16 protein-coding genes and 1 pseudogene are annotated in these 20,795 nt (G+C 61.2%); 3 read left to right on the top strand and 14 right to left on the bottom strand.

Features of this window, described 5'->3' with window-relative positions; translation table 11 throughout:
- Positions 1–15: 15 nt before the first annotated feature.
- The 8 genes from hutH to hutC form a co-directional block, all read right to left on the bottom strand.
- Positions 16–1,539, bottom strand: a complete 1,524-nt coding sequence (gene hutH, locus AC3IX1_RS01875) for a histidine ammonia-lyase (protein WP_489386908.1) — start codon at positions 1,537–1,539, stop codon at positions 16–18.
- A gap of 142 nt (positions 1,540–1,681) precedes the next feature.
- Complete coding sequence (locus AC3IX1_RS01870) at positions 1,682–2,512, bottom strand: quaternary amine ABC transporter ATP-binding protein (RefSeq protein ID WP_489386907.1); 831 nt, start codon at positions 2,510–2,512, stop codon at positions 1,682–1,684.
- Positions 2,509–3,360 (bottom strand): ABC transporter permease, encoded by an 852-nt coding sequence (locus AC3IX1_RS01865; RefSeq protein WP_150726542.1) that lies wholly within the window; start codon positions 3,358–3,360, stop codon positions 2,509–2,511. Before AC3IX1_RS01865 ends, AC3IX1_RS01870 begins: the two co-directional genes overlap by 4 nt.
- 70 nt (positions 3,361–3,430) lie before the next feature.
- On the bottom strand, positions 3,431–4,399 hold the full coding sequence (locus AC3IX1_RS01860) for an ABC transporter substrate-binding protein (RefSeq protein WP_489386906.1): 969 nt from the start codon (positions 4,397–4,399) through the stop codon (positions 3,431–3,433).
- Positions 4,400–4,469: 70 nt separating this feature from the next.
- Positions 4,470–5,939 carry a purine-cytosine permease family protein gene (locus tag AC3IX1_RS01855; RefSeq protein WP_489386905.1) on the bottom strand — a complete coding sequence of 490 codons (1,470 nt, stop codon included), beginning with the start codon at positions 5,937–5,939 and terminating at the stop codon, positions 4,470–4,472.
- 140 nt (positions 5,940–6,079) lie between these two features.
- Positions 6,080–7,762, bottom strand: a complete 1,683-nt coding sequence (gene hutU / locus AC3IX1_RS01850) for a urocanate hydratase (protein ID WP_489386904.1) — start codon at positions 7,760–7,762, stop codon at positions 6,080–6,082.
- 517 nt (positions 7,763–8,279) lie between these two features.
- Entirely contained in the window at positions 8,280–8,849 is a 570-nt protein-coding gene (locus AC3IX1_RS01845; protein ID WP_489386903.1) for a HutD/Ves family protein, read from the bottom strand.
- Positions 8,846–9,556 (bottom strand): histidine utilization transcriptional repressor HutC, encoded by a 711-nt coding sequence (hutC, locus tag AC3IX1_RS01840; RefSeq protein ID WP_162135916.1) that lies wholly within the window; start codon positions 9,554–9,556, stop codon positions 8,846–8,848. The genes AC3IX1_RS01845 and hutC overlap by 4 nt, the downstream gene beginning before the upstream one ends.
- A 146-nt stretch (positions 9,557–9,702) precedes the next feature.
- Between hutC and AC3IX1_RS01835 the strand changes: the two genes are divergently transcribed.
- Positions 9,703–11,067, top strand: a complete 1,365-nt coding sequence (locus AC3IX1_RS01835; protein WP_489386902.1) for a formimidoylglutamate deiminase — start codon at positions 9,703–9,705, stop codon at positions 11,065–11,067.
- Positions 11,068–11,174: 107 nt separating this feature from the next.
- On the opposite strand, the gene AC3IX1_RS01830 is transcribed toward AC3IX1_RS01835, so the two are convergent.
- Positions 11,175–11,744, bottom strand: a complete 570-nt coding sequence (locus tag AC3IX1_RS01830) for a lipocalin family protein (protein ID WP_489386901.1) — start codon at positions 11,742–11,744, stop codon at positions 11,175–11,177.
- 30 nt (positions 11,745–11,774) lie between these two features.
- Complete coding sequence (locus AC3IX1_RS01825; RefSeq protein ID WP_007975531.1) at positions 11,775–12,029, bottom strand: hypothetical protein; 255 nt, start codon at positions 12,027–12,029, stop codon at positions 11,775–11,777.
- A 281-nt stretch (positions 12,030–12,310) separates the two neighbouring features.
- Between AC3IX1_RS01825 and AC3IX1_RS01820 the strand changes: the two are divergent.
- Positions 12,311–13,345: pseudogene (locus AC3IX1_RS01820) on the top strand (HAMP domain-containing protein); the annotation flags it as partial.
- A 93-nt stretch (positions 13,346–13,438) separates the two neighbouring features.
- Positions 13,439–14,203, top strand: coding sequence for a methyl-accepting chemotaxis protein (locus tag AC3IX1_RS01815; RefSeq protein ID WP_411740587.1), 765 nt, complete (start codon positions 13,439–13,441; stop codon positions 14,201–14,203).
- A gap of 117 nt (positions 14,204–14,320) precedes the next feature.
- Here AC3IX1_RS01815 and AC3IX1_RS01810 read toward each other — a convergent pair whose 3' ends face one another.
- From AC3IX1_RS01810 to AC3IX1_RS01795, 4 genes are all read right to left on the bottom strand, one after another.
- Positions 14,321–14,923 (bottom strand): DUF924 family protein, encoded by a 603-nt coding sequence (locus AC3IX1_RS01810; RefSeq protein WP_489386900.1) that lies wholly within the window; start codon positions 14,921–14,923, stop codon positions 14,321–14,323.
- Between the two features lie 3 nt (positions 14,924–14,926).
- Positions 14,927–15,937 (bottom strand): class 1 fructose-bisphosphatase, encoded by a 1,011-nt coding sequence (locus AC3IX1_RS01805; protein ID WP_007975526.1) that lies wholly within the window; start codon positions 15,935–15,937, stop codon positions 14,927–14,929.
- A 271-nt stretch (positions 15,938–16,208) separates the two neighbouring features.
- On the bottom strand, positions 16,209–17,582 hold the full coding sequence (locus tag AC3IX1_RS01800; protein WP_489386899.1) for a DUF3999 domain-containing protein: 1,374 nt from the start codon (positions 17,580–17,582) through the stop codon (positions 16,209–16,211).
- Positions 17,579–20,785: a DUF2339 domain-containing protein gene (locus tag AC3IX1_RS01795; RefSeq protein WP_489386898.1), complete on the bottom strand. Its 3,207-nt coding sequence runs from the start codon at positions 20,783–20,785 to the stop codon at positions 17,579–17,581. The genes AC3IX1_RS01800 and AC3IX1_RS01795 overlap by 4 nt, the downstream gene beginning before the upstream one ends.
- Positions 20,786–20,795 lie beyond the last annotated feature (10 nt).

Genomic DNA, 20,795 nt, shown 5'->3' with positions numbered 1-20,795 from the left:
CTGGTGTTGTTGAAATCAGTTCAGGTCAGGAAAAGCGTTGTGCAGCAAAATCGGGTCTTTCAACACCGCGGCAGCGGCGGCGATGTCCGGTGCCAACCAGCGATCCTGGTCGTAGGGGGCAACGTGCTCGCGCAGCAGACGCCAGGCAGCATCGGTGCCCGCGCCGAAGCGTTGTTCTTTCAAAAACTCAAACGCCTGGGCCGCCAGCAAGTACTCGATGGCGAGGATCTGCGTGCAGTTTTCCAGCGCGCGGTGCAGCTTCAACGCCGCGTTGGTGCCCAGGCTCAGGTGGTCTTCCTGTAGACCGGAAGTCACGTAGTTATCCAGCACTGCCGGTTGCGCCAATTGGCGGTTTTCCGCGCACAGCGAAGCGGCGACGTACTGCACGATCATCATCCCGGAGTTCACCCCCGGATTGGCCACCAGAAACGCCGGCAGGCCGCTGACGTGCGGGTTGATCAAGCGGTCCAGGCGACGCTCGGCGATGGAGCCGATTTCCGCCATGGCAATCGCCAGCAGGTCCGCAGCCATCGCCACGGACTGGCCGTGGGGGTTGGCCTGGGACACCACGCGGTAATTGTCCGCGGTGCCCAGCACCAGCGGGTTGTCGGTGGCGCCGTTGAGTTCGGTTTCAATTTGCTTGATCGCATGTACCAATTGGTCACGAGCGGCACCGTGCACCTGCGGGATCGAGCGAATGCTCAGGGCGTCCTGGGTACGGATGCCTTTGCTCTGGGCAATCACTTCGCTGCCGTCGAGCAAGGCCCGCAGGTTGATCCCGACCTGTTGCATGCCCGGGTGCGGCTTGAGCGCGATGATCTCGGCATCGAAGGCGTCGATCTGCCCGCGCTGGGCTTCGAAGCTCATGGCACCGATCACGTCGGCCCATTCCAGCAAACGGGTGGCGTCGGCAATCGCCAGGCAGCTCAGGCCTGTCATGCACGGCGTACCGTTGACCAGGCACAAACCGTCCTTGGCGCCGAGCTTGACTGGTTGCAGGCCTTCTTCGGCCAGGGCTTGCTGCGCGGAAACGATCTGCCCGCGATAGCTGACATTGCCGACACCCAGCAGCGCGATGCCGATGTGGGCCATGTGGGTCAGGTAACCCACGGATCCCTGGGACGGCACTTGCGGGGTGATGCCACGGTTGAGCAACGCCAGCAGTGCTTCGACGACCTGACGGTGCAGGCCGGATTTGCCATGGCTGTAGTTGACGACGGCGGCACACATGATCGAGCGGGTCTGCCCGTTGGTCAGTGGCGCGCCAACGCCACAGGCGTGGCTGAGCAAGGTGTTGCGCGACAACTGGCTGAGTTGTTCGTCCTGCAGCGACACGTTGCACAGCGCGCCCAGGCCGGTGTTGATGCCGTAGGCACGTTCGCCGCTGGTGACGATGCGCTGGACGATGGCCTGCGCGTTTTCGATGCGTGCCCAGATCGGCGCCGACAGCTCAAGCTGTGCGCCATCGCGGGCCACGGCGACCACGTCCTGCCAAGTGACCTGCGCTTCGGTGATAACGATTTTTTCAGCCTGGGACATCTTCAACCTCTGCGTACAAACCTGAATATTGATGCAGCTTCACTGGCGCCTTCGCGGGCAAGCCCGCTCCCACAAGGGATAGCGCTGAACCTGTGGGAGCGGGCTTGCCCGCGAAGGGGCCGGCCCAGCCACCACAATTCTCTTAAACCACCGCCGCCCGACGCTGCACAAAGCGGTCGACATACTCATCCGCCGGCGAATGCAGGATCTCTCTCGGCGTGCCGACCTGGATCAGGCGGCCGTCCTTGAGGATCGCGATGCGGTTGCCAATGCGCACGGCCTCGTCGAGGTCGTGGGTGATGAAGACGATGGTCTTGTGCAGGGTCTTTTGCAGTTCCAGCAACTGGTCCTGCATCTCGGCGCGAATCAGTGGGTCGAGGGCACTGAAGGCTTCGTCCATCAGGATGATGTCGGTGTCCGCCGCCAGGGCGCGGGCCAGGCCCACACGCTGACGCATGCCGCCGGAGAGCTGGTGCGGGTATTTGTTTTCGTAGCCCTTGAGGCCCACGGTGTTGATCCAGTGCAGCGCACGCTCGGCGCACATGGCTTTGGTTTCGCCACGGATTTTCAGGCCGTAGGCAACGTTGTCCAGCACGCTCTTGTGCGGCAACAGGCCGAAGCTCTGGAACACCATGCTGATCTTGCGTCGACGAAATTCGCGCAGGGCTTCCATGTCGTATTGCAGGATGTCCACGCCGTCCACCAGGATCGCGCCGCTGGTCGGGTCGATCAAGCGGTTGAAGTGGCGGACCAGGGTCGACTTGCCGGAACCCGACAGGCCCATGATCACGAAGATCTCGCCGCTGCCGATGCTCAGCGACAGGTCGTTCACGCCGACCACGCAGCCGGTTTCGGCCAGCACCTGGTCCTTGGTCTTGCCCTGGCCGACCATGGCCAGCGCGTCCTTGGCACGGTTGCCGAATATCTTGAAGACGTTCTTGACTTCGATCTTGCTCACGGTTGCGTCGTTCATTTGCTCACCTCATGCCGCGCCCGACCATACGCTTGCGTAATACGGTCGATCACCACAGCCAGAATCACGATCGCCAGACCGGCTTCAAGGCCACGTCCGACGTTGAGGGTCTGAATCCCCACCAGCACGTCTTCACCCAGGCCACGGGCACCGATCATCGAGGCGATCACCACCATCGACAGGGCCATCATGGTGGTCTGGTTGATCCCGGCCATGATGCTCGGCAGGGCCAGCGGCAGTTGCACGCCGAACAGTTGCTGCCAGCGGTTGGCACCGAAGGCGTTGATCGCTTCCATCACTTCGCCGTCGACCTGGCGAATGCCCAGATCGGTCAGGCGGATCAGCGGCGGCGCGGCGTAGATCACCGTGGCGAAAATCGCCGGGACCTTGCCCAGGCCAAACAGCATCAGCACCGGGATCAGGTACACGAAGCTCGGCATGGTCTGCATGATGTCCAGCAACGGCATCAGTATCGAGCGCAGGCGGTTGCTGCGGGCCGAGAGGATGCCCAGCGGAATGCCGATCAACACCGAAATGATCGTCGCCACCATCATCAGCGCCAGGGTCTGCATCAGCTTGTCCCAGAGGCCGACCGCACCCACCAGGAACAGCAAACCGACGATGACGGCGGTGGTCACGACCTTGCGGGTCGCGTGCCAGGCCACACCGGCCACGATCGCCAGCATCAGCCACCAGGGTGCAGCGCGCAGCAGGCCTTCAAGATTGACGATGGCCCACAGCAAGGTGTCGGAGATGCTGCGGAAAACGTCGCCGTAGTTGGTCACCAGCGAATCGACCCAACCGTTGACCCAGTCGGCGATGGAAAAGGTAAAGCTTTCGGGAAACATAAGAGACTCTCAATCAAGGGGTTGCGATCAAGCATCCGACTGCCGCTCAGGGCAGTCAGAGAGGCTCAACCTACAAGGCCGCGTCGATTTTCTTGGCTGCGTCTTCGCTCACCCACGCGTGCCAGACTTCAGGATGTTCCTTCAGGAAGATCTTGGCCAGTTTTGGTGATTCGATCCGCTCTTTGGCCATGCGCCCGAGGTTCTGGTTAAGCAAGTCGATTGGCAGGTTGACCTTCTCCAGCACCGCCACCAGTTCCGGGGCTTGCTCGTGGAAGGTCTTGGACAGGCCGACCTTGATGGTCACGCTCTTGTCCACGCCTGGTTTCTCTTCGAGTTTCACCAGATCAACCTGTCCCATCAGCGGGGTTGGCGACCAGTAGTAGAACAGGATCGGCTCGCCACGCTTGTAGCTCGACAGCACCGCAGCATCCAGTGCCGGACCGGTGCCCGGACGGAAGTTGGTGTAGGTGCTTTCCAGGCCGTAGCTTTTCAGCATTTCGCTGTTGTCGAGCTCACAGGTCCAGCCGGCCGGGCAGTTGTAGAAACGGCCCTTGGATGGCTCTTCCTGATCCTTGAACACTGCAGCGTATTTGCCCAGATCGGCGATCGCTTTCAGGTCCGGGGCTTTAGGCTCCAGCTTACGCTTGGCGTCGCCTTCGATCACGTAACGCGGCACGTACCAGCCTTCGATCGCGCCAACGACCGGAGCGCCAACACCGACAACCTTGCCGGCCTTCTCGGCCTTGTTCCAGACTTCGCTGCGGCCGACCCATTCTTCGGCAAACACTTGAATATCGTTGCTGCTCAGGGCGTTTTCCATGGTGATGGAGTTGCCCGGCAGGCTGTCAGTCTTGCAGTCGTAGCCTTTCTCCAACACGACTTGCATCACATCGGTCAGCAGCATGGCGCTTTCCCAGTTCAAACCGGCGAATTTCACCGGTTTGCCCGACTCGCACCAACCCGCCGCCTGAGTGGCGCCAGCGCTGGCCAGCAGGCCCATGGAAAGCAATGTGGTCAGCAGGGTCTTGTTCGATTTCATTGTTGTGACGCTCCTAATCATGAATTGGCTTACGGCAGTCAAAAAGGCATCCAGCCCTGTCCACGTCCAGTCAGGCCTGCGCCGCAGCGCGACCGGTACTCAGCTCTTGTTCGATGACGGCGTCCTGCTCGATCGGCAGGATCAAATGATCAGGCACTGTGCCGTGCCATTTTTTCGCACACAGGTAATACAGGGCTGCGGGAAGCACCAGACCGATGATCCAGGAAATATCCACCCCCCCCAGGGCATCCACCAGCGGACCGGTATAGAACTTGGAGGAGATGAACGGCAGCTGCACCAACACACCAAAAACATAGACGCTGATCCCGAGAATGTTCCAGCGGCCGTAGCGACCGTTCGGATCGGCCAGCGCCGGCACGTCATAGCGTTCGCGGGTGATGCAGTAGTAGTCCACCAGGTTGATCGCGCTCCATGGCGTAAAGAACGCCAGCAGGAACAGGATGAAGGACTTGAACGCACCGAGGAATGAGTGTTGACCGAGCAACGCCATCAGGGTCGCAGCACCGACGATGACCAGCACGAACACCAGACGCTGCAAGCGCGTTACCTTCAGGTCACCACGGAAACCGCTGATGATGGTCGCGATGCACATGAAGCTGCCGTAGGAGTTCAGCGTGGAGATGGTGACCTTGCCGAACGCGATGCTGAAGTACAGCAGCGCAGCGGTGGCACCGGTACCACCCAGACCAACGATGTAGGCCACTTCGTGGCCGGCGTATTGCCCGTTGGCCGAAGCGGCAGCGAACACGCCCAGGACCATCGCCACCTGTGCACCAATGACCGAACCTGCGCCAGCGGCAAAAAAGGTTTTCACCGAGGAAATCTTGCTCGGCAGGTAACGGGAATAGTCAGCCACGTAAGGGCCGAAGGCGATCTGCCAGGACGCCGCGAGCGAGACCGCGAGCAGGAAACTGCTCCAGCTGAAGTGGCGAATTTCCAACAGGGCGCCAACGTCAACCTGGCTCATCAGGCGGCTGAACAGATAAACAAAGGCAATCACGCCAATGACACTGGCAACACGGCCGATCCAATGGATCACCCGATAACCGAGCACCGTGACCAGCACGATGACACTGGCGAAAAGGAGGATACCGACGGTGTCGCTGACGCCAAACAACTGGCCCAGCGCTTGGCCGGAAAGTACCGTGCCCGTTGCGGTGAAACCCAGGTACATCAGGCACACCAGCACGATCGGGATGGCCGCGCCATAAACGCCGAACTGCACGCGACTGGAGATCATCTGCGGCAGACCCAGCTTGGGGCCTTGCGCGGCATGCAGCGCCATCACGCCACCACCGAGCAATTGACCGATCAACAGACCGATCAACGACCAGAACACATCACCGCCCAGCACCACGGCCAAAGCCCCGGTGACAATCGCGGTGATTTGCAGGTTGGCACCCATCCACAGAGTGAACTGACTCAACAGACGACCGTGTCTCTCCGCTTCCGGGATGTAGTCGATCGAGCGTTTCTCGATCAACGGTTTGTTGCCTGCACGTTCGCTGTTAACAGCCATGGTTCAACCTCTATGGATTGTTTGTTTTTGTTGTTGGCTCTTGTAGGAGTGAGCCTGCTCGCGATGGCGGCGTGTCAGTCAGCAAAAGTGCTGAATGTGTCGCCATCATCGCGAGCGGGCTCGCTCCTACAGGGCAAGCATTACTTGCCGGTAATCATCGGCAGGTTCAGCCCTTGTTCCTTGGCGCAGTCGATGGCGATCTGATAACCGGCATCGGCGTGACGCATGACGCCGGTCGCCGGGTCGTTGTGCAGCACGCGAGCGATACGCTCGGCCGCTTCGTCAGTGCCGTCGCAGACAATCACCATGCCCGAGTGCTGGGAGAAACCCATGCCGACACCGCCACCGTGGTGCAGGGAAACCCAGGTCGCGCCGCTCGCGGTGTTGAGCAGGGCGTTGAGCAGTGGCCAATCGGACACTGCGTCGGAACCGTCCTGCATCGATTCGGTTTCGCGGTTAGGGCTGGCAACCGAACCGGAGTCCAGGTGGTCGCGGCCGATCACGATGGGCGCGGACAACTCACCGCTGCGCACCATTTCGTTGAACGCCAGACCCAGCTTGGCGCGCAGGCCCAGGCCAACCCAGCAGATACGGGCCGGCAGACCCTGGAAGCTGATGCGCTCGCGGGCCATGTCCAGCCAGTTGTGCAGGTGGGCGTCGTCCGGGATCAGCTCTTTGACCTTGGCGTCGGTCTTGTAGATGTCTTCGGCGTTGCCCGACAGTGCAGCCCAACGGAACGGGCCGATGCCACGGCAGAACAGCGGACGGATGTAGGCCGGTACGAAGCCCGGGAAGTCGAATGCGTTTTCCACGCCTTCTTCTTGCGCCATCTGACGGATGTTGTTGCCGTAGTCGAAGGTCGGTACGCCCATTTTCTGGAAGTCCAACATCGCTTTGACGTGCACTGCCATCGATTGCTTGGCAGCCTTGATCACAGCGGCTGGTTCAGTCTTGGCGCGAGCGCGGTACTGGTCCCAGGTCCAGCCGGCCGGCAGGTAACCGTTGAGAGGGTCGTGGGCGCTGGTCTGGTCGGTGACCATGTCCGGGCGCACGCCGCGCTTGACCAGTTCCGGCAGGATTTCAGCCGCGTTGCCCAGCAGGGCGATGGAAATCGCCTTGCCTTCTTTGGTGTATTTGGCGATGCGGGCCAGAGCGTCGTCGAGGTCGGTAGCCTGCTCATCGACGTAGCGGCTTTTCAGACGGAAATCGATGCTGACCTGCTGGCATTCGATGTTCAGCGAGCACGCGCCGGCCAGGGTTGCAGCCAGCGGCTGTGCGCCACCCATGCCGCCCAGGCCAGCGGTCAGTACCCACTTGCCTTTGAGGTCATCGTTGTAGTGTTGGCGACCGGCTTCGACGAAGGTTTCGTAGGTGCCCTGGACGATGCCCTGGCTGCCGATGTAGATCCAGCTGCCGGCGGTCATCTGGCCGTACATGGCCAGGCCTTTGGCGTCCAGTTCGTTGAAGTGTTCCCAGCTCGCCCAGTGTGGCACCAGGTTGGAGTTGGCGATCAGTACACGCGGGGCGTTGCTGTGGGTCTTGAACACGCCGACCGGCTTGCCGGATTGCACCAGCAGGGTCTCGTCGTCGTTCAGGTTGGTCAGGCTTTCGACGATCTTGTCGTAGCATTCCCAGTTACGCGCCGCACGACCGATACCACCGTAAACCACCAGTTCTTTAGGGTTCTCGGCGACTTCAGGGTCGAGGTTGTTCATCAGCATGCGCAGCGGCGCTTCGGTCAGCCAGCTCTTGGCGGTCAGCTTGTTACCGCGTGCGGCACGGATTTCAACGTCACGAAACTTCGTAGGTTTAATGTCAGTCACGAAAAAGACTCCTCAGCAATCAATCCAAACCAACCCAGGCAGTGGGCGAGCAAGCCAATGGGCATCAATGCACACCGGCGAATCAGTGGACGATGGTTGAGTCCTCGTGACTCATACGCATACGTCTTTACTTGTACATACAAGAATATGCAATCAAGCGGCCAACTTGCTGGATGAGCATTCAAGAAAAATTCTGAAACGGCTGGAGAGCGCCTGGAACAAGGGTTCTGGCGAAGATGAAATTTTTCGCGGGGATTTTTTTGTGACGGTGGGATGTTGTTACTGGAGCGTGGTTTTGCGCCACACTGGGGCGTTCGGTAACAAGTTGGTGCGCGATGGGAAACGAAGAGTTACTGCTTTTTTGTGGCGAGGGGGCTTGCCCCCGTTCGACTGCGAAGCAGTCGCAAAACCGACTTGTGCGGTGTATCTGAAAACACTCGGCCGCAGGCTTTGGGGCCGCTTCGCGGCCCAACGGGGGCAAGCCCCCTCGCCACAGAGAGGCTCATTGGCCTGATAATCAGTGTGCGGACAGTTCAATCACACAGCATGGCCCGTTACCGGAGACTTCCAGCAGGCCAGTGTTACCGTCGAGTTGCAGGCAATCATGGCGACCAAGCTTTGAAGCGCTGTCACCGACCTTCACTTCCAGTGCTTCGCTGATGCTGAACACTAACACCGTACCCGCCGAGCTGAAGAACCGCTGCTCGCCACTCAACCACTGCAACCGCGCAGCGTAACGCTGCGGCGCGTAAATCAGGTTGAAATCGCGAATCGGACCGCCGAGCAATGTGCAGGAAACCTTGCTTTCACCGCTGAAGGCAAACGGGTCCAGCGGTAACAGTGGCCGCGTAACCTGGCCGTCAACCGTCAGGGTCATGCCCTCGCCTTGCAGCACGGTGATGATCCGCTCGTAACCGGCAAAGATGGAAAACCCGCCCGACTCACCAATATCGGCAATCGACAGGCGCCAGCCAAAGCCATCCAGGCCGGTGCCGGCATCACGGGTGATTTCTTCGGTGCTGCCGCCGCCGTTTTTCCACGGCATGCGCGGGTAATCTTTGGCGCGTAAAACCTTCAACTGATTCATTTATGAAACCGACCTTCCAGACGATGACGGGAACCGGGGTGGATCAAGCGAGCAGCAGTCACTGGCTGACGACCGGACCAGGTGCGGCGACGGATCAGCAGGCACGGCTCGCCTTTTTCAATCTGCAGCAACTTGCATTCGGACGGCTCGGCCAGGATCGCCTCGACCACGTGCTCGCCTTCGGTCAGCGGTGCGACCTGGTTCAGATAGGCATAAGGCGTTTGCAGGGTGAAGTCCTGCTTGAGGTAGTCCGGCGCCACCAGCGCATTGACGAAACGGTCTTCGATTTGCACCGGAATATCGTTTTCGAAATGCACGATCAGTGAGTGGAACACCTTCTGCCCTTCGCGCATGTCCAGGGCCAGGGCGCGCTCGGAGCCGGCGGCCTCTTCTTCAAGGGTGATGACCTTGCAAGTGTGGCGATGACCGCGAGAGGCAATTTCGTCGGCGATGTTGTGTACTTCGAACAGCGCAGACTGACTTTTCGGCTCGGCGACGAACGTACCGACGCCTTGCATGCGCACCAACAGGCCGTCGGCAGTCATCTCGCGCAGTGCGCGGTTGATGGTCATACGGCTGAAGCCCAGTTGGCTGACCAGCTCGCTTTCCGACGGAACGCGGTAGTGCGGTGGCCAGTTTCCACTGTCGATTTGCTGGGTGATCATTTGTTTGACGCGGGCGTACAAGGGCGCCGGACTGTCGCCCATGTTCGCGGCCAACGGAGAGACTGTAGGCGGAGTCGGCACGGTTAATCCTTGGTCGTTTGATTGATGTCGCTAGCTTGCCGGAGTTTACCGGGCAGGCAAACGTCTGTATATGTATATACAAATAACACACGATGGGGTGATGAACCATGTCCGCCTTCTTTGCCGAACGCGCGCTGCTGCCTAGTGGATGGGCCAACAATGTACGTCTTGAGGTCAGCGCCGACGGCGTATTGACCCATATCCAGGCCGATTCCCATGCAGATGGCGCCGAGCGGTTGAGCGGTCCGCTGCTGCCTGGCATGCCGAACCTGCACTCCCACGCCTTCCAGCGGGCCATGGCCGGGCTGGCGGAAGTGGCGGGCAATCCGAACGACAGTTTCTGGACCTGGCGCGACCTGATGTATCGCCTCGTCGGAAAAATCAGCCCGGTGCAACTCGGCGTCATCGCTCGTCAGCTGTATATCGAAATGCTCAAGGCCGGTTACACCTCGGTCGCGGAGTTTCATTACGTCCACCACGACAACAACGGCCAGCCATACGCAGACCCGGCCGAACTGGCCCTGCGTATCAGCCAGGCCGCTACCTCCGCCGGTATTGGTCTGACCCTGCTACCGGTGCTCTACAGCCACTCCGGCTTCGGCGGTCAAACGCCAAACGAAGGCCAGCGCCGCTTCATCAACAGCACCGAAAACTACCTGAAGTTGCAATCGCGCTTGCAGCCGATCCTCGCGCAACAAAAGGCGCAGTCGCTCGGCTTGTGTTTCCACTCGCTGCGCGCGGTTACACCGCAGCAGATCAGCGAAGTGCTGGCGGCCAGCGACAAGCAATGCCCGGTGCACATCCACATTGCCGAGCAGCAGAAAGAAGTCGACGACTGCCTGACCTGGAGCGGTCGCCGTCCGCTGCAATGGCTGTACGAAAACGTCGACGTCGATCAGCGCTGGTGCCTGGTCCACGCGACCCACGCCAACCCGGAAGAAGTCACGCTGATGGCCAAGAGTCGCGCCATCGCCGGCCTGTGCCTGACCACCGAAGCCAACCTCGGTGACGGGATTTTCCCGGCTGTGGATTTCCTCGCCCAGGGCGGACGCATGGGCATTGGTTCCGACAGCCATGTGTCGTTGAGCGTGGTGGAAGAATTGCGCTGGCTGGAATACGGCCAGCGTCTGCGCGACCAGCGGCGTAATCGCTTGTATGGCGCGGATCAGCCAATGGTCGGCCGTACGCTGTTCGATGCGGCGCTGGATGGTGGTGCTCAGGCGCTAGGCCAGCCGATTGGCGCCCTGGAAGTCGGCAAGCGTGCCGACTGGCTGGTGCTCGATGGCAACGATCCGTATCTGGCGACAGCCAATGGTGACGGGATTCTCAATCGGTGGCTGTTTGCCGGTGGCGATCGCCAGGTGCGGGATGTGCTTGTGAATGGCCAGTGGGTGGTGCGTGACGGGCGGCATGCAGGGGAAGAGGAAAGCAGCCGCGCCTTCACTCAGGTCCTGCGCGATCTTCTGAACTAACGCAAAAACCCTGTAGGAGCGAGCCTGCTCGCGATGGAGTATCAGACACAACGATGTCGACTGACACACCATCGCGAGCAGGCTCGCTCCTACAGGGTCATGCGTTGTTAGTTTGACGTCTCGGCCATCTGCTGTTCCGACGCCCGCCAGATCAGCCGCGTGGTGTCGTAACCCTGCTGGCGCGCCTTGCTCAGCAGCTCCTCACGCACCACACCGTTCACGGTCGGCGTGCGCGATAACAGCCACAGATACTTGCGGCTCGGATCACCGACGATGGCGGTCTTGTAGTCATCGCTGACGTACAGCACCCAGTATTCGCCCTTCGCCGTACCCGGGATCAGCCTGGAGAACCAGGTATCGAACTCGATCCACAGCTTGTCGCTCTTGCCGGGCACCTGTGGATAAGCCGTGCCCTTGACCTCTTCCCATTGCCACTGTGCCGTCAGGCAGCGGTTCAACACCGCGACGTTGCCGTCGGGCTTGAGCGTGTAATGGGCTTCGGACTGCGCGCAGTCACGCTGGAAGTACATCGGCATGCGGGCCAGTTCATACCAGGTGCCCTGGTAGCGCTTGAGGTTGACGCTATTGACCGTCTTGGGGGCCAATGGGTCCTGGCCAGGCGTGGCACAGCCGGCCAACACCAGGCCGGCAAAAAGGATGATCAATAACCGCTTCATTATTTTTCTCCCGTGGGCAATCGCCCCGGTTTACTTCAGGCCTTGGCCGGAAAACATCAGCACTTTGTCACCGGCGAACTGCACGCTGATAAAGCTGTTCTTGTCGCCCCAGGTGCAACTGGACATGCCGAGCGCGCCTGAACAATCGGCGGGTTTGCCCAACAGGGTCTCCACATCGGCCTTGGCCATGCCGGCCGAGAGCTTAGAGTAGTTTTCCTGATTGACCTTGCTGCAGGCAGCGAGCAATACGCAGAACGAAAGCAGGGCGATGGAACGCAACGACATGGTGAAACTCCGGGGGCGTAGGGGATTGGCATGGCTGCCAAGCTGAAGCTTAGAAGAGAAAACCCCTGTCAGGTTCCCTGCCCGGCAGGCTATTTATCGGGCCACTCGTCTACCTTTTGCCGAAAATCAGCCACTTTGCCTGTTTACCGAGCATTTCGTCGTTTTTCAGAGAATCCGCCTAATCTTTGGCGCCGTTCAGTCGACATAAATGCAACGCAAAGCCACATCGCTGGCATTTGCTCCCCCATTTTGTAGAACAGCCCCTCTGCGGTAGCTCATCCATGACCAGAAACATGAAGTTCAGCCACAAGATATTGCTGGCTGCCGCCCTCGTGGTGGCCGTCGCATTCGCTTGTTTCATCCTGTTCAACGACTATCGCCAGCGCGAAACCTTGCGCAACAGTACCGAAGCCTCGATGCAGGAACTCGGCAGCCTGACCACCAGCAACATCCAGACCTGGCTGGAAAGCCGCATGCAATTGCTGCAGTCGATGGCCCAACAGGTCACCGCCGATGGCAATGCTCCCGCCAGCCTGAAACGGATCATCGGCCTGCCCGCCTACACCGGCAACTTCCAGCTGAGTTACTTCGGTGGCGCCGACGGCGTGATGTTCTCGGTCCCGGCAGGCAACCGCGCGGCGGACTACGATCCGCGCGCCCGTGGCTGGTACAAGGCGGCCAACAGCGCGCAACAGACCATCGTCACCGAACCCTACATCGCCGCCTCTTCCGGCAAGCTGGTGATCACAGTCGCCACTCCGGTGCAGCACCAGGGCCAGATGATCGGTGTCGCCGGTGCCGACATCGACCTGTCCAGCGTCAGCGCGATCATCAATTCGCTGAATTTCGGCGGTCACGGCCATGCGTTCATCGTCGGTGCCGACGGCAAGATCCTGATTCACCCGGACAGCAAGCTGGTACTCAAGAACCTGACTGAGGCTTACCCCAACGGTGCGCCGAAAGTCAGCCCGGGCATGAAAGAAGTCGAGATCGACGGCAAGCGCCAGTTCATCTCCTTCACCCATGTCAACGGCGTGCCTTCGGCGGACTGGTACGTAGCGCTGGTGCTCGACCAGGAAACGGCGTTCTCTATGCTCAGCGAATTCCGCACCTCGGCGATCATCGCCATGGTGATTGCCGTGGTGATCATCATTGTGCTGCTGGGCATGCTGATCAGCCTGTTGATGCAGCCGCTGCTGACCATGGGGCGCGCCATGCACGACATCGCCGAAGGCGAAGGTGACCTGACCAAACGCTTGGTTATTCACGGCCACGACGAGTTCGGCGCGCTGGGGCTGTCGTTCAACCGCTTCGTCGAACGCATTCACACCTCGATCATCGAAGTATCCTCAGCCACCGGCCAGGTCAACGAAGTGGCGTTGCGCGTGGTGGCCGCTTCCAACTCGTCGATGTTCAACTCCGACCAGCAAGCCTCGCGCACCAGCAGCGTGGCCGCCGCAATCAACCAGCTCGGTGCCGCCGCCCAGGAAATCGCCCAGAACGCTGCCCTCGCCTCGCAACATTCCAGCGACGCCCGCAGCCTGGCCGAAGACGGTCAACAGGTGGTGGATAAAACCATCGCGGCGATGCAACAGCTGTCGGCCAAGATCAGCGATTCTTGCGGCAACATCGAAACCCTCAACAGCAACACGGTCAACATCGGGCAGATCCTGGAAGTGATTACCAGCATCTCCCAGCAGACCAACCTGCTGGCACTGAACGCGGCCATCGAAGCGGCCCGCGCTGGCGAGGCCGGCCGTGGTTTCGCGGTGGTTGCCGACGAAGTACGCAACCTTGCTCACCGCACCCAGGACTCGGCGCAGCAAGTGCAGACGATGATCGAAGAGCTGCAAGTCGGCGCCCGGGCAGCAGTGGGCATCATGACCGACAGCCAGCGCCAGAGCGAAAGCAGCGTCGGCATCGCCAACCAGGCGGGCGAACGCCTTGGCAGCGTGACCCAGCGCATCGGGGAGATCGATGGCATGAACCAGTCGGTCGCTACCGCAACCGAAGAACAGACCGCCGTGGTGGAGTCGATCAACGTCGACATCACCGAGATCAACACGCTGAACCAGGAAGGTGTGGAAAACCTGCAATCGACCTTGCGTGCGTGTGCCGATCTAGAACGGCAGGCGGCGCGGTTGAAGCAGTTGGTGGGTAGCTTCCGGATCTAAGGCGCTGCTGAAGGCCCCATCGCGAGCAGGCTCGCTCCTACACTTGATCTGTGGCGTTCACAAATCCACTGTAGGAGCGAGCCTGCTCGCGAAGGCGGCATCAGCCGCTATAGAGATCTAAAACCTTGAACCCGGCTTTGAAAGAAACGCCAACTCCTCAGCCGTAGACTCCCTTCCCAACACCGCATTGCGATGCGGAAACCGCCCAAACTGCGCAATCACCCTCTGATGCCGCTCGGCATAGTCCAGGTAGTCGCTGAACAGTGCCCGATCAGTCTCCGGCTGCTGCGCCACCAGTTCGATGTAACGCGAGACGCCTTCGTTCTGCACCGCGAGGTTCTCGCTGTGCTCGAACACCAGGTAGATGAACACCCGCTGAATCGGCTGCAACTGCCGATCGAAATCCGCGGCAATGCCCTGGGCTACCAGTTTCTGTGCGCGGGAATCGCCGGAGAATGCTTTTGGAGTATCGCGAAAGATCATTCGCGGGATTTGATCGAGCAACAGCACCAGGGCCAGCCAACCTTCGGGACGTTGCATCCACTCGGTCAATCCGCCGGCCAGTGCCTGCGCGGTCAAGTCCCCGAAACGCTCGCGCGCTTCGAGGTCCTGGCTGTCGCGCTTGCCAAACCATAACCTGCCCTTCTGCGCCGCCACTTCCCTCGCCGACCCGGAACTTCCGAACCACCAATCAAGCAACGGCTGCCAGGGCGCGGTCATGGTTTATTCCTTGTGGTAAGCCGTGACGCGGGCAACTTCTTCTTTCGAACCGAGGAACACCGCAACACGCTGGTGCAGGCCTTCCGGCTGGATGTCGAGGATGCGCTGGTGGCCGTCGGTGGACGCGCCGCCCGCCTGTTCCACCAGGAACGACATCGGGTTGGCTTCGTACATCAAACGCAGTTTGCCCGGCTTCGACGGCTCGCGGCTGTCGCGTGGGTACATGAACAGACCACCGCGGGTCAGGATGCGGTGCACGTCGGCGACCATCGCGGCAACCCAACGCATGTTGTAGTTCTTTTTCAGCGGGCCTTCATCGCCTGCCAGCAATTCGCTGACGTAGCGTTGTACCGGTGCTTCCCAGTGACGCTGGTTGGACGCATTGATGGCAAATTCCTGGGTGGCTTCAGGAATGGTGATGTTTTCGTGGGTCAACACGAAACTGCCCATTTCACGGTCCAAGGTGAAGCCTTTCACGCCGTCGCCCAGGGTCAGGATCAGCATGGTCTGCGGACCGTAGATCGCGTAACCGGCGGCCACTTGCTGGGTACCTGGCTGCAGGAAAGCCTTTTCGTTCAAAGGTTCGTTCTGGCTCAGGTACTCGTTCGGGCAACGCAGTACCGAGAAGATGGTGCCGACCGGGGCGTTGATGTCGATGTTCGACGAACCGTCCAGTGGGTCGAATACCAGCAGGTATGCGCCTTTCGGGTACTTGCCCGGGATCTGGTAGGCATTGTCCATTTCTTCGGACGCCATGCCGGCCAGGTGACCGCCCCATTCGTTGGCTTCGAGCAGGATCTCGTTGGAGATCACGTCGAGCTTCTTCTGCACTTCGCCCTGGACGTTTTCAGTGCCCATGCTGCCCAGAACGCCACCCAGGGCGCCTTTGGACACGGCGTGGTTGATCTCCTTGCAGGCACGCGCCACCACTTCGATCAGGAAGCGCAGATCGGCAGGAGTGTTGTTGCTGCGGGTCTGCTCAATCAAATAGCGACTCAAGGTAACGCGGGACATGGAAGGCTCCGGAGGAATGGGGGGGCTAAAAACCCGCGCAGTTTAACGCGAGTCGGGGCGCATTTCCTCCTATCAGACGTGATCGGCCGAAGAGAGTTCATGCGCGGGGATGAGCGTAGTTGGAAAAGGGCTGGGGGTGAGCCGGAAAGTAGCGGTCATATCAGCATCTTTATTGACTGATATACCGCTATCGCGGGCAAGCCCGCTCCCACAAGGACAGCGCCGTACCTGTGGGAGCGGGCTTGCCCGCGATCTGGCGCGAAGCGCCAGCCTAGGATTTGGCTGGCGGTTTACGCAGCAAACTGAACGCCATCGCCGCCAGGAACAGGACACTGAGCAACAACACCGCCCACAATCCGAGCTTCTTCCAAGGGGTGTCCGTCGTCGCCAGCGTTTTCTCTGTCGATGCATTCGAAACCACCGCCCCGACATCCACCATGGCCCGGCCCAAGGTCGCGAGCTTCGCCGGGCTGTAATCCGGAATCAGCGTCGACAGCGACAAGTTCGCCGCCTTCGCCGTCGGATTCCCCACGACCAGCGTGTAAGGCCCAGGCCCACGCGCCAGGAACACCAGTTGCGTGGCGCGCACGGCAAACTTCAGCGTCGGCGCCTGATCACCCAAGCCGCCGCCGCGTTCGTCCACGGTCAGTTTCAGTTGCTGGACGATTTGCCCTGATAGCTGCAACTCGTTTTGCACCACATCCTGACCATTCTGGGTCAGGCGATAGAGCAAACCGCTGCCCAACGACTGCCATGGCAGGCTGCTGTCGCGCCGACCGGCCAGACTCACTGGCGCCAGGCTGTTGGGCTGGCTCAACTCGACCTGCACCCGCTCGACATTCAGCCCCATCGGCAACTGCCAGGTGTATTCACCCGCCTTCACGCTGCTGCCGGCCAACGCCTGGGACCAGACCAACGGCAGTGGCAGGCTGCGGGTACTGGCGCTCTGCAGTTGCGCCGAAGTCAGTGTCGGTGCCGAATGCGGTGTAATCCACAGCAACCGCAGGTAGCGCGCCGACTGGCCCGGCAGGTTGACTTCATGCTGCTCGACCCGCTCGTCGGAAAAGGTCAGGCGCGCCACCTGCCCTTCGCCCCAGGACTGCCAATGCTGCAAATCGTCACTGGCTTCGACGGAGAAGCGCTGGAAGCCGTCGCGCTCGCTGCTCCAGTCAAGAATCAACTGCTGCAACGGCGCCTTGATGGCGGAAGCGTCGAGCAACCAACCGCGCAGCTCCTCCTCACCCGCCTCCAACTGACTGGAGGGCTGCACCTGGACCAATGTGCCGGTGGTGCTCGATTGCACCCGCACGCTCGGCGCGGCTTCAGTGGCGTCCATCGAGCTGTACAACGGAAACCATTTCACCTCGGTCAAGGTGCGGGTTTCATTGCTCCGCGCCGATTCCCGGGCCAAGGCATAAGCCTGAACTTCGCCCACGGCGTTGAACACACGCACGTCGCTCAGGTCGGCCTGCCGTGCATTCAGTTGTACGTTCAGGGGCAGTTCAAGGCGATACCAGGGGCCTTCGCCCGTCACCGACAGGGGCACTTGGGTGGTGAAGTCCGCCGGTTTTTCCTGGGCAACCGCCGACAACACCACGCCCATGGCGACAGCGCCCAGCCAACCCAGGTTCAGCTTCTGACTCAAGACGACACTCCTTCGGATTCCGGGACCGGTTTCTCGATATCCGGCACAGCTTCGGCGCGCTTGGGCGGCAGCGGGGCGAAATAGCCCACCACCAGCAGCAACACGCCGACGCCGATAAACGACACGATCCGCGCCAGCCCGCCGCGATTACTCAATTCGACAAAGAACAGCTTGGCCACGACCACGCCGATCAAGGCCGCGCCGATCAGCCAGACTTCGCGGCGGCGACGCAAATGGCCGCCGATCATCAGGCTCAGAGCCATCAAGGTCCAGACGATGGACAGCCCGGCCTGCACCCGCATTGACTCCAGCAACAGATCCAGCTCGAACGGCACCCCGCTCCAATGGTGCGCCGTACGCATCACCAATGCCGTAACGAACACGAACAGCGAGGCACCCGCGACCCCTTGCGTGGCGATGGCGGCGTAATCCTCGCGGACCGCCAGTTGCGTCATGGCGCTGCGGGACCAGGCATAGACACCGAACAACGCAAACAACAGGCCCAGCTCCAGCGGGTTGATCAATGGCACGTAGGGCAGTGGCTCGGCGTTGCCGTCGCTGGCGACATTCGCCAGCCAGAACCAGCCGAGCATCAACAACGCCAGCGGCGCGGCGGCGTATACACGGTACTCGCGCGAATACGCCGACACCGGCCACGGCCACGCGCGAGGTGCCGCCATCAGCACCAGGTACAGACTGGGCAGAATCGCCCAACCCAACCAGCGCCAGGCGTTGTATTGCTCGGACAACACCAGCAAGCCGTAACGCAGCTCCAGAGCCAGCACACCCATCAACAGCCAACAGCCGAGCACATGGGCGACGCTCGTCACGCGCGTCGGCAGCATGGGCGCCAGGCGTCGCAAGGACATGAAATGCACCACGAACACAGCGGCCCACGCCAGCCAGCCGACGTTGGCTGCCGGGTGATAACGCGAGTGCCAGGCCGCGAGCAGCACCAGCGCCGCCGCGGGAGTCAACACCGTGCCGAGTACCCCCAGTGACGGCCATTTCAGGCGCAGCGCCAATACCGTCCACAGCGCCACACTCACGGCAGCGATGCCCAACAACAAAGTCGCCCGCATCGGCAAAGGGGCAAAATGCAGCACTTCGATGACCCAGGCCAACGCCCACCAGCCTGCGCCCCACACCAGCAACGCCTGGGACAATCGCAACAGACTCAGCCCTTTGAATGCTCCGAGCGAATGACCAACCTGCAAACGCCAGGCCCCGATCATCGCCGCCAGCCCCAATACCAGTGGCGCCCAGAATCCAGCATGAGCCAAGGGATTCAGTCCTTCACTGAGTTGCGGCCCCGTCGCCAGGAACAGCGCGCCACCCAACAGTTGCACAGCGAGCGCGGTGAACACGAACGTGCGCGATGGCAGGTGCAAGCCAACCAACAACGTCAGCACCCCGGCCAGGGCCCAAATGATCACCGTGCCGTGGCTGAAGAAAAACAACGGTGCCAGCAAATAGAGAAACGCCAGCCCGAGGCAAGCCAGGACTGGCAGACCTTTCAGTTCCCAAGGCCTGATCTGTTCCGGCAAGGCTTTACGCAACTGGTAGAAGCTGAACAGCAACGCGACGCCCAGTAACAGCGCGCCCAGCGGTACACCGCCGAGCAGGCTGCTCTCGCTGTCGTGCAGCTCGCTGAGAAACGCCAGCGCCGAACCCAGTTGCAGGAGCAAGGCAAAGGCCCGGGCCACGGGCCTTTGCTGGCGCAGGCCGAGCCAGAAGATCCCCGCGCCTTCCACCGCCCACGCCGCCGTCGTCCAGCGTGCATCGAGCCCCAGCGGAATCGCCAGGCTGGCGAAGATCACGCCCAGGGCCAGGCAGGTTTCCCCCAGCAACAACGTGCGCCCGGCCATCAGCCAACGGGCAAGCCCCATGTAAATCATGCCCAGCGCCAAGGCACTGAACGCCGCTGCGAACTCCAGATGCTGCACCAATGCGAACTGCAAGCCGAAACCCACCAACGGCGGACCGAACAGCAGCGTGCCATCGACGTAGTTGCCCTTGCGCGCCGACCATTGCAGCAGCGATTCGCGACTGCCCTCTGCCGGTGCATCGCTCATTTCCAGCAGCCTGCGCCGGGCGAACAGCAGACCAATGGCCAGGTACATCAGGAAAAACAAAATCAGGAACGGCTCGGTGCTCCACAACTGCTCCGGCGAGTAGGAGCGCAGGCCCCAGGCGAAACCGATGCCGAAGGTGCCGCTGAACCCGATGACATTCAATAGCCGCCAGGCCTTGAACCAGGCGATAGCGAAGATACCGGCGTTGAGTAGGGCAAAGTAGCTGAACAGCGCGACGTGGCTGCCGGCGCCGGTGGAGGCCAGAAGCGGCGCGGCGAATCCGCCCAGTGCGGCAGCGGCGGCCAGCCCCAGGGAGTCCTGGGTAATGGCGAGAATCGCCGAACAGACCGTCACCGCCACCAGCAGGCCAAACCCCGCCGAGGGATCGAGCAGCGGATGCAGGCGCATCGCGGCAAACACCGTCAGGTACAACACAGCGATCCCGGCACCCTGCAGGATCAACGCATAACTGCTGTTACGCGCACGCAGCCACCAACCCAGCCCGAGCAACCCCAAGGCTGCCGCCGCAACGCCTGCGTAGCGCAACTCAACCGGCACCACCACGCCTTCGGTGGCATAGCGCAGCAGAAAGGCCAGGCCGAGGAACAGCAGCACCACGCCGACCCGCAACACGGTATTGCCGCCGAACAACCAGGCGCGGGCACGGTTGATTGCGCGATCGATGAGGTTCGGACCACGCGGGGGGACAGGTGGTTGTGCCTGGCGAGCGGTCGTCTCGGCCTTCCAGGCATCGGCGGGGTGCGCACGATTGGTTTCGGTGGCCGCGGCGGCGATCGGTTCGAGTTCGGGCGGCAGTTCCCAGAGTAACTCCGGGGCTGCGACAGGTGCTTCATCGAGGATGCTTTCAGGTGAGACAAGTGGTTCGCGGGTTTCCGGCGTCTTCACGCCCGATGCTTCGAGCAGCGCCAGCCGTTGCTCGACCGCGTGCAGCACGACCTGCGCCTGCTCCAGCAAACGCTGCTGCTCGACGGCCTGCGAGTCCATGCGAGCCAAGCGAAGGGCCTGGCCGATACCCAATCCGAGTAACGCGCCCAGCAGCGCATCGCTGAATGACTCGTCGAGTATCCAGCCGAGCACCAGCCCTATCAGCATGAACATCCATTGCATGGTCGATATC

Source organism: Pseudomonas sp. KH_046_2 (genome assembly GCF_057838985.1).
Note: the sequence above shows the minus strand (reverse complement) of the source record. Positions and strands in the feature narration are given on the sequence as shown.